8 protein-coding genes are annotated in these 9,649 nt (G+C 71.4%); 2 read left to right on the forward strand and 6 right to left on the reverse strand.

All coding sequences use genetic code 11. The features are described 5' to 3' along the window. Positions 1-7: 7 nt before the first annotated feature. From NZH93_RS15385 to NZH93_RS15400, 4 genes are all read right to left on the reverse strand, one after another. On the reverse strand, positions 8-202 hold the full coding sequence (locus NZH93_RS15385; RefSeq protein WP_259623742.1) for a hypothetical protein: 195 nt from the start codon (positions 200-202) through the stop codon (positions 8-10). 158 nt (positions 203-360) lie between these two features. Next, a complete protein-coding gene (locus NZH93_RS15390) occupies positions 361-2,688 on the reverse strand; it encodes a chitinase C-terminal domain-containing protein (protein WP_259623915.1) in 2,328 nt (775 codons plus the stop codon). A gap of 164 nt (positions 2,689-2,852) precedes the next feature. Next, entirely contained in the window at positions 2,853-5,732 is a 2,880-nt protein-coding gene (locus NZH93_RS15395) for an AfsR/SARP family transcriptional regulator (RefSeq protein WP_259623743.1), read from the reverse strand. 301 nt (positions 5,733-6,033) lie between these two features. After that, entirely contained in the window at positions 6,034-6,672 is a 639-nt protein-coding gene (locus tag NZH93_RS15400) for a DedA family protein (protein WP_259623744.1), read from the reverse strand. Between NZH93_RS15400 and NZH93_RS15405 the strand changes: the two genes are divergently transcribed. Continuing rightward, positions 6,671-7,192 carry a hypothetical protein gene (locus tag NZH93_RS15405; RefSeq protein WP_259623745.1) on the forward strand — a complete coding sequence of 174 codons (522 nt, stop codon included), beginning with the start codon at positions 6,671-6,673 and terminating at the stop codon, positions 7,190-7,192. The genes NZH93_RS15400 and NZH93_RS15405 overlap by 2 nt on opposite strands. A gap of 167 nt (positions 7,193-7,359) precedes the next feature. Here NZH93_RS15405 and NZH93_RS15410 read toward each other — a convergent pair whose 3' ends face one another. Further along, positions 7,360-7,572, reverse strand: coding sequence for a DUF397 domain-containing protein (locus NZH93_RS15410; RefSeq protein WP_259623746.1), 213 nt, complete (start codon positions 7,570-7,572; stop codon positions 7,360-7,362). A 7-nt stretch (positions 7,573-7,579) separates the two neighbouring features. Next, a complete protein-coding gene (locus NZH93_RS15415; RefSeq protein WP_259623916.1) occupies positions 7,580-8,440 on the reverse strand; it encodes a helix-turn-helix domain-containing protein in 861 nt (286 codons plus the stop codon). Positions 8,441-8,676: 236 nt separating this feature from the next. On the opposite strand from NZH93_RS15415, the gene NZH93_RS15420 reads away from it, so the two are divergent. After that, the gene (locus NZH93_RS15420; protein ID WP_259623747.1) at positions 8,677-9,003 is read left to right on the forward strand and encodes a hypothetical protein; all 327 of its coding nucleotides are present in this window, start codon (positions 8,677-8,679) and stop codon (positions 9,001-9,003) included. Positions 9,004-9,649 lie beyond the last annotated feature (646 nt).

The following is a 9,649-nucleotide window of genomic DNA, read 5'->3' on the forward strand; positions in this document are numbered from 1 at the left end:
GCACACCTCAGGCGGCGTTGCCCTGGGCCTTTCGCGGCTCGGGGACGTTCGACCTGGCGAGCCGGGCCAGCCGCGTCCACCAGCTCTCCTTGCGCGGCGTGGTGCGCCGCACCTCCCGCACGTGCTCCGCGTCGGCCCGCATCGACCACTGCCGGTAGTCGACCTCGGCCTTGACCGCTTCGGGCGTCCATTCGAGGCTCATCTTCACTCCCTGCGTCGGCACTCCATCCGTGACGCCGAGAGTCGTCGTAAGGGAGCCGCACCGGCATCGGAGGTTCACGCGCCTTACGACCGCGAGGGCCTTACGCACGGCGGAGGGGCGCGCCCGGCCGGTGCCGGACGCGCCCCTCCCTCACCGGATCAGCAGGCGCCGCTGTCGCGCCACACCCCCCACTCGCCGGTGGTGCCGGGCTCCTCGCCCGTCGTCCACCACTGGGCCGTCCACTTGCGGCCCTTCCAGGACACCACGTTCGTGCCGACGTAGACCTTCGTCCGGTCCCACGCCGCCACCGAGCAGTTCTGCGGCGTGGTCGTGGTGGTCGTCGTCGTGGTGGTGGTCGTGGTCGTCGTCGAGGTGGTCGTGGTGGTCGACGTCGGCGGGTTGCCGCCGCCGCCACGCGGGTGGTCCGAGGCGATGGCGTAGGTCTTGCCGCCGAAGGTGAAGCGGAAGTTCGACGGGGACGCGATCGGCAACTGGTAGTTGATGGTGATGTCGACGCTGGCGCCCGGTGCGAGCGACTGCCACGTCGGCATGGTCACCGACACGTGCTGGAAGTCGCCGCGCAGGCCGCCGACGTTGGAACCGGTGTGGCCCTTGGACACGACCTGCAAGCCGAAGCCGGACTGGTCGGTCATGCTGCCGGGCGCGCTGGTGCCGTAGTCGAACTCGATCTTCGCGCCGCCGGGGATCGTGACGGTGGAGTTGTTGGTGACCTTCAACTTCGGCGTGATCGGGTAGTTGGCGTCGCCGAGCGCGAAGCCCCCGACCGTGGCCGAGACGTCCAGGACGTCGGCCGGGGTGGCCGTGGACGCCTTGAGGTTGCCGTACGGGGCCGCGCCGCGCAGACCGTCGTTGATCTTGGTGATCAACGTGTCGCCGATCGTGTACTGCTGCTTGGTCGTGTCGAACCGGTAGTCGCCCGCGAGCTCCCAGATCATCACGCCGCCGATGCCCTTGTCGGCGATGTACTTCGCCTTCGTGGCGACCGACGTCTCGTCCTCAGTGGACAGGAACACCTTCTTGGTGCTGTTCCACAGCCACGGGGAGACGAGGGTGGTGTCGTAGTTGCGCGCGTACGTGCCGGTGATGCGGTCCGTCGGGTCGGTGTCCGGGGTGAGGCCGTACGCCGTCAGGTAGTCCGGCGTGATGCCGTTCTGCAAGTTCATGGCGTGCCACATGGGGTTCACGCCCGACGGCACCTCGGCGTTGCCGGCCGTGCTGTCGTGCCACAGGTTGTCGATGCCGATCGCGCCGTTGCCGCACGGGGTCGTGGAGCCGACGCTGCCACCCGTGCCCGCCGGGCACTTCGACTGGTCCGGGAGTGCCGCCGTGCCACCGAGTCCGTTCACGCCACCGGTGACGCCCTGCCAGCCGCGGGTGTAGAACGGCAGGCCCATGTTGATCCGGCCCGCGGGCATGGCGCCGCGGAAGTAGTGGTACGCCCAGTCGGTGTTCAGGTAGCCGATGCCCTCGTACTGCGGAGCCGTGTAGACGCCGCCCGCGGCCAGTTCGCCGTCCTTGCCGTTGTCGTACAGCGCGGCGTTCGGGCCGACGAAGTGGTTCCACGAACCGTGCAGGTCGTAGGTCATCACGTTGAGGTAGTCCAGGTACTTGGTGACCTGGAAGGCCTCCATGCCGCGCAGCAGCCAGCCGGACGCGGGAACGGCGGCGGTCAGCAGGTAGTGCTTGCCGTCGGCCGCGCCCGCGCGGTCCAGCTTCTCGCGCAGGGTCTTCATGATGTTCTCGTAGCCCGCCCAGAGCTGACCGCGGTTGGCGTTGGCCAGCCCGAAGTCGTCCGGGTTGCCCGCGTTGGCGTTCGACGTCGGGTACTCGTAGTCGATGTCCGCGCCGTTGAAGCCGTAGGTGCGCAGGAAGGTGACGACCGAGTCGGCGAAGGTGTTGATCGCCGTCTGGTTCTGGCCCAGCTTGTAGAAGCCGCCGTTGGCGTCGCGGGAGCCGTCGGGCCTGAGGAAGCCGCCGGTCTCCGCCCAGCCGCCGACCGAGATCAGCGTCTTGACCTTCGGGTTCTGCTTCTTGAACTTCGTGAGCTGGTTGAAGTGCCCCTTGTAGGGCAGCGACGGGTCCATCTCGGCGCCCGCGACACCGGGCCACTCCATGCCGGTGGAGGCGTTGGTGGCGGTCGTGTCACCGACGGAGATCTTGTTCTGGTTGTCGATGTGCGCGAACGCGTAGTTGAGGTGCGTGACCTTGTTCCACGGGATGTCCTTCGGCAGGTACGCGGGCGAGCCGTCCTTGCCGGTGCGCCAACTGCTGAAGTAGCCGATCACGCGGCGGGAGTGGTTGGCGTCGAACGTCTCGCGACCGGCCGTGTCGTAGACCGAGCAGTACGGCACGTCGACGCCGGGCGTCTTGTAGAGGCCGTCCGGGCGGCAGTCCTCGTTGCCCGCGGCGCTGGACGGGGTCGGGTTGGCTACGGCGATCAAGAGTCCGGCCAGCGTGGCGAGCATCGCCAACACCGGCACCAGCTTTCTGGGCACGGCGAACCTCCTGCACCTGGCGGCGGCCTGGCAGGTGTGATGAGAGCAGGGATGTGTGTCACGGCTCACCCGTGACGCTTGGCGCTGAACGTAAGTAGCGCGAGCCCCCGATGTCAATAGGTATAGACCAATCGTCACACGGCGGTGGGTGACACCGCCCGTGTGCGAGCCAGCCGCGCCCTGACCTGGTCGGCTTCCGGGGCGTCCAACTCGGTGAACAGCGCCAGCGCCCGCTGCCAGTGCGACACCGCTCCCGGCACGCCCTGGCGGTCGAACACCGTCGCGAGCTGGTCGTGCGCGAGGGCCTGGTGGTACGGGCTGGCGGCGTCCGTGGCCAGTGTCAACGCCGACCGCGCGCTCACCGCGGCCTCCTCGTAGTGCCCCTCCGACAGCAGCGCGACCGACAGGTCCGAGTGGCACGTCGACTCGCCGCACTGCTCGCCGACCTCGCGGTACATCACCAGCGCCGCCCTCAGCCACGTCGGCGCCTCCGCCACCCGGCCGTTGGCCAGGTAGAGCAGCCCGAGGTTGTGGTGCGCGTTCGCCTCCGTCCACCGCGACCCCGCGCTGCGACTGACCTCGATCGCCTCGCGGTAGTGCGCCTCGGACTCCTCGATCCGGCCGACGTCCAGCAGCGTGTCCGCCACCGTCGTCAACGCTCGGGCCTGCTGGTCGAGGTCGCCGCTCGCGCGGGCCACGTCCAGCGCCTGACCGTGCCGGACGAGCGCCTCGTCGTTGCGGCGCAACCGGAGCAGCGCGGTGCCGAGGTTGAACAGCATGACGAACTTCGCCTTCGGCTCGTCGAGCTCCGTAGCCGCCCGCAGCCCGGACTCGGTGACCCGCAGCCACGTCCCGTGGTCCGCGCGCAGCCAGAAGAACCTCGACAGCGCGTACGCGAGCTGCCAGGCGTGCACCAGCCACTCGCGGTCGAACACCGGCGCGGAGCTGTCCGCCGCCAGGTCCGCGACGGCCAGCAGGTTCGCCTCCTCCGCCTCCAGCCAGCCGATCGCGTCGGCCGACGACTCCAGCTTCGGCACGGCGGTCGGCCGGTGCTTCGGCTCGACCCGCACGCTGCCGCGGCTGATCGGCAGCAGGCCGTCGGCGACGTCCGCGACGTGCAGGTAATAGTCGAGCATCCGGCCGGTCGCGTCGCGCCGCTCCTCCGACGCCAGCTCGCCCGCGAGGGTCTTGCTGTAGACGCGGACCAGGTCGTGCGCGCCGTAGCGGCCGGGTTCCCCGACCGACAGCAGGTTCGCCGCCGTCAGCGAGTCCAGCGCCCGCTGCGCCTGGCCCGCGTCGACGGCGGCCATGGCGGCGGCCACGAACGGCGTCACGTGCGTGCCGGGGTGCAGGCCGACCAGCGCGAGCAGCCGGGCGGCCAGCGGCGGCAGCGCGCGGCGGGACGCGTCCAGCGCGGCCCGCACGGGGCCCTCACCGTCCTCCAGGCCGAGCGCGGCGAGCCTGCCGTGCTCGTCGTCCAGTTCCGCCACGAAGTCCGCCACGCGCAGCGTGGGCGACACCGCGAGCCGGGCGGCGGCGATGCGCAGCGCCAGCGGCAGGCCGTCGCACAGCTCGGCCAGCCTGCGCAGCCCGGCCGCGTCCGCGCCCGCGCCGCGACCCGCGACCCGGCCCAGCACCTCCACCGCGGCGTCCGGCGTGAGCATGTCCAGCTCCACCAGCCGGGCCTCGGCGTGCGCGACCAGCCCGACCAGGCGCCTGCGGCTCGTCACGACGACGCAGGACGACGAGCCGGGCAGCAGCGGCAGCAGCTCGGTCGAGCCGAGCACGTTGTCCAGCATCACGACCATGCGGCGGTCGGCGACGAGCGTGCGGTAGAGCGCCGAGCGCTCCTCGACGGTCACCGGGGCGTCGTTCGGCTGCACGCCGAGCGTGCGCAGGAACCTGTTGAGCACCTCGCCCGCGTCCAGCGGGTCCTGGTTCGGGTCGTAGCCGTGCAGGTCGACGTAGAGCTGGCCGTCCGGGAAGGCGTCGCGGACGCGGTGGGCCCAGTGCAGGGCGAGCGCGGTCTTGCCGACGCCCGCGGGGCCGCTCACGACCAGCAGCAGGCCGCCGCCGGGGTCGTCGGCGAGCAGTTCGTCCATGCGGCGCAGCTCGGCGTCCCGGCCGATCAGCGACGCGGGGGCGCGCGGGAGCTGGGCGGGCACCGTGCCGCCGACCGGTGTGACCGGGGCGGCGGGAGCGGGTGGCGCGGCGGGAGCGGCGGCCCGGCCGGGTTCGGGGTCGTCGCCCGCCAGCACGGCCATCTGGACGCGCCGCAGCTCCGGGCCCGGCTCGACGCCCAGCTCGTCGATCAGCACCCGGCGCGCCTCGCGGTAGACGGCCAGCGCCTCGGCCTGGCGGTCGGCCTGGCACAGCGCGCGCATCAGCAGCCCGTGCGCCCGTTCCCGCAGCGGCTGGTCGCCGACCAGCGCGGTGAGCTGGCCGACCAGGTCCGCGCCCTGGCCCAGCGCGAGGCGCAGCTCGGCGCGCTCCTCCAGCACGGCGAAGCGGCGTTCGACCAGCCTGCCGCGCTCCACCTCGGCGAACAGGCCTGCGATGCCGCCCAGCGGCTCGGCCCGCCACAGCGCGAGCCCGTCGTCCAGCAGCCCGGCGGCGCCCGCGAGGTCGCCCGCGGCCCGCATCCGGCCCGCCTCGACCGCGCTCGACTCGAACACGTCCAGGTCCAGCGCCCCGCGTTCGACCCGCAGCAGGTAGCCGTCACCGACCGAGGTCAGCAGCTCGGCGGGCGCGCGCCGGGCGCGCCTGGGCTCCAGCGCCCGCCGCAGACCGGCCACGTACGTCTGCACCAGGTTCACCGCGCTCGTCGGCGCGGCGTCGCCCCAGACCGCCGTGATGATGTGGTCGCGGCTCACCGGGGTGTTGCGGTTGAGCAGCAGCACGGCGAGGACGGCACGCTGCTTGGCCGCACCGAGGTCGACCTCTTGACCGGTGCGGATGACCCGTAGCAGGCCGAGTACCTCGAACCGGAGGGACTCGGGGTTGTCGTGCTCCACCGACGTGTCCTTTGTCGAAGTGCTGTGCCCCACGCACTGAGACTAGAGATCACTTCAGTCCGGCTCCAGTCGCGCTGTAGCCGCGTTCTTAGGCTTAGCGTGTCCGACCAACCACACAGGGCGAAACCCGGTGGGGGAGGTTGGACCAGATGGCGGAACCGAACCTCCGCCATCTCCCTGATCGACGTGGGTCGTCCGGCGTGCAAGGGGCATCCAGCCCGCGGCGGCGGAACGCCGGCCGACCCACGTCCCCATCAGAAGAAGAGGGTCACCCGGTAGGGGGTGGCCCTCTTCGCCCTTTTCAGGACACTTCCTGGAGTTCCCGCTCCTGCTTCTCCTTCGTGCGGCGGCGCAGCGCGTAGACGACGCCCGCGACGGCGACCGCCCCGAACAGGACCCAGCTCACCCCGCCGAGCACCGATTCGACGTACTTCGCCGACGCGCCGGCGGCCGAGCCGATGCCGATGTGCAGCGCGGACCAGCAGATCGCGCCCGCGATCGAGGCGGGCAGGAACCGCCGGTACGGCAGGTTCGACGCCCCAGCGGACGCCGGGACCAGCGTCCTGACCACCGGCAGGAACCGGGCGGTGAACACGGCCGTGCCGCCGCGCCTGCGCAGCAGGTCACCAGCCCGGTCCCAGTGGCTCTGCCCGAGCTTGCGGACGATCCTCGAATCGCGCAGCCGCTCGCCGTAGCGGCGACCCAGCAGGTACCCGATGCTGTCGCCCGCCACCGCGCACACCGACACCACCAGCCACATCACCAGGAACCGCGGCACCGTCGTGACGGTCGTCGACGCGATCAGCAGCGACGCCTCGCCCGGTGCCAGGAAACCCACCCCCAGCGTGCACTCGGCCAGCGTCATCGCCCCGGTCACGGCCACCACCGCCGGTTGCGGCAGGCTCGCCAGCCCGGCCAGCGCGTCGGTCACGAATCCCATGCGGTCCCCCAGAGGTGAGCGCGACGAGCCCCAGCCCGAGCAGGACCGCGGCCCAGTGCTCGGCGGCCGTGAGCCAGTCGCTGTAGAAGAGGTCGGCCACGAGCACCGCGGCGAGGACCGCCGCGAGCGCTCGGGAGCGGCGCAGCAGCGCCAGAGCGGCGGCGGCGCACGCGAGCGCGGCACTGGCCCCGTAGTCGAGGCGGTGCAGCACGGCGTGCGCGGAGAACAGGTTCGCCAACCCGAAGGCGACGAGCGTCGGCACGAGGTGGCCGAGCACGAGGACGACGACCGTGGCGGCGGACCCGGCGGTCCGTTCGAGCGTCGCGACGACGAGCGCCACGAGCAGCAGGGTCCACAGGACGTGCGCGAGGTGGTACGAGCCGAACAGGCTCGCGGGGAGCGTCCACCAGCGGCCGTCGAGCAGGTCGGTGCCGCGGTACCTCGTCAGTTCCCGCAGAGCCGGGACGACGCCCGCCACCAGGCAGGACGATCCGAGCACGAAGGAAACGGGAACGCGTGACGACACGTCGTGAGCCCCTTTCCGGTGATGGACACAGTCCACCGGAAAGGGGTGTCGCGAACATCGGACCGCGGGCTACACCGCGTCGTCCCCCGGTCTGACCACGAACCAGACCGAGGTCGTAGAGACCCCTGACGGAAGAACGGGGGGAGCCCTGACGGGGACGATCAGCTCAGGTCGAACCCGCCGTGCTTGGTGGAGCCGAGGAAGCGGCTCCAAGCAGCACCGTCGAAGCCCAGGACGGGGCCCGAGGGGTTCTTCGAATCACGCACACCGGCTCCGACCGGCACGAGCGCGACCTCCACGCAGTCCGGCCCACCCGCGGACGAACGACTGCTCTTGCGCCACGACGCTCTCGACAAATCCGTTTCTGCGTCCACTGCGAAATCACTCCAGTCCTGGGGATAGCGCGTACGCCATGCTGCCGAGCAGCGCGGCCGACTGCACCGGGTCCAGCGCGGTCGCCGTCAGCCTCTCGAAGACCGCGGAGTACCACTCGACGTCCGACGGTTGCTCCAAATAGACGCCGCTCCTGGTGCTTTCGATGTATACCACCTCTGGATCGAGTCGCTCGGGGAAGCTCAGGATGACGAATGGCCCGTCCATCGCGGCGTGACCGCCGGCGGCGAACGGGACCACCTGGAGGGTGACGTTGGCGAGTTCGCCGACTTCGAGGAGTCGCCGGATCTGCGCCCGGAGCACGGTCGGACCACCGACGAGCCTGCGGAGCGCGGCCTCGTCGATCACCACGTGCAACCGGAGCGGGTCCTCCTCGCCCAGCAGCGCCTGCCGGGCGTTGCGCAGCTCCACCCGCCGCTCCACCTCGCTGGGGGAAGCGCCGGGCAGCACCTCGCGGATCAGCGCCCGCGTGTACTCCTCGCACTGCAACAGGCCGGGGATCATCAGCCCCTGGTAGGTCCGGACGGACTCCGCGTCCGCCTCGAACCCGATGTACCGGCCGGGCGCGACGTCCCCGTACTCGTCCCACCAGGCCTTGCGCCGCGCTTCGCGCGCCAGTTGGACCAGTTCGTCCAGCAGCAGGTCGTCGGCACCGTACGCGTCGAGCATGTCCCTCACGTCGCGCGGCGTGACGCCCACCCGACCGGTCTCGATCCGGCTGATCTTCGAGGCCGAGCACTCGAGGCGCTCACCGACCTCCTCGATGGTCAACCCCGCGACCTCGCGCAACCGGCGGAGTTCGCTCACCAGCCTGCGCTTGCGCAGCGTCGGACTGCTGCCCCGTGCCATGTCCCGCACCTCCTGGGTCATGCACAGTCTGTGACGAGACGCCGGGCAAGCAAAGAGACGTCATCCATTCGTGTACTGCAACTTGCAGTTCGTAGGTGGGCGGTCCCAGGCTGCATGGGCACGTCTTCGCGACCGCACGGGTCGTGGGGGAGGAACTCGGAGGGCAGCAGCCATGCTCAGCGCCACGGGACGACGCCAGGCCGTCGCCTGGAACCAGACCGTCGGGGAGCGCTGAGATGTCCGTGACCGTGTTCAGCCAACTCGACAAGTCGCTGCACGAGCACCTCGCCACCGTCGCGCAGATGGCCGCGCGCGGTGACGACCAGACCGTCGCCGAACTCGCACGCGCAGAACTGCCGCGCATCGTCGCCGCCATCAAGGCCCTGCTGGACGAACACCAGCCAGACGAACACGGCCGCTGCCCGACGTGCCGCACGCGCTGGTGGAGCAGGCGCCGACCGGCCCCCTGCCGCGCCTACCTGAGCGCCCAGTTGTGCCTCACCGTGGCGGGGGAGCAGTCGCCAGGCGGCGGCAGCCACCGCCACCTCCGGCGGGTCGGCTAGGCGTTCCCGGAGGTCGGGGTGGTGGGAAGGCGCGGGGTGGCCGCGGGAGGGGTGTGACCGGAGAGTCGGCACCACGCCGGAAGCCGGAGCCCAGAACCCAGGCACAGCACCTAGGCACAGCACCGCACGCACCAGGCACCACCCGCTCCAGGGCACGACACGAGCAGCCGCACCAGCCACCTGTCACGAGGTCACGAGACCACTGAACGAACACCCACCACCACACCGCACGCCACCCCACCCACCACCCGACTCCCGCCCCCACCCCAGGCCCAGTTCCCGGCCCCGGCCCCGGCGCACAAGCTCCCGGCCCAAGTCCCAACCCTGGCCTAGCTACCAAGCCCCGCCCCCGCCTTGGCCCCAGCCCCGGCTCCCAGATCAGCCCCCGACCCCGGCCCCGGCCCCGGCCGCGGCCGCGGCCGCCGCCCACAAGTTCCCAGTCCAACTCCCGATCCTGGTCTTGGCCTTAGCCCAAGCCCCAGCTACCAAGCCCCACTCCCCTGGCCCTGGCCCTGGCCCTGATGTCAGGGCACCACCGCACCACCGCACCACCGCACCACCGCACCACCGCACCACCGCACCACCGCACCACCGCACCACCGCACCACCGCACCACCGCACCACCGCACCACCGCACCACCGCACC

Origin of the sequence: Umezawaea endophytica (assembly GCF_025061645.1) — a bacterium.
GTDB classification, from domain to species: Bacteria; Actinomycetota; Actinomycetes; order Mycobacteriales; family Pseudonocardiaceae; genus Umezawaea; species Umezawaea endophytica.

Excerpts from the sequence above, each read along its gene's own strand:
- NZH93_RS15420 (WP_259623747.1), top strand. The coding sequence starts at position 8,677 with ATGTCCGTGACCGTGTTCAGCCAACTCGACAAGTCGCTGCACGAGCAC.
- NZH93_RS15400 (WP_259623744.1), bottom strand. The coding sequence starts at position 6,672 with ATGGGATTCGTGACCGACGCGCTGGCCGGGCTGGCGAGCCTGCCGCAA.
- NZH93_RS15405 (WP_259623745.1), top strand. The coding sequence starts at position 6,671 with ATGCGGTCCCCCAGAGGTGAGCGCGACGAGCCCCAGCCCGAGCAGGAC.
- NZH93_RS15385 (WP_259623742.1), bottom strand. The coding sequence starts at position 202 with ATGAGCCTCGAATGGACGCCCGAAGCGGTCAAGGCCGAGGTCGACTAC.
- NZH93_RS15415 (WP_259623916.1), bottom strand. The coding sequence starts at position 8,440 with ATGGCACGGGGCAGCAGTCCGACGCTGCGCAAGCGCAGGCTGGTGAGC.
- NZH93_RS15390 (WP_259623915.1), bottom strand. The coding sequence starts at position 2,688 with ATGCTCGCCACGCTGGCCGGACTCTTGATCGCCGTAGCCAACCCGACC.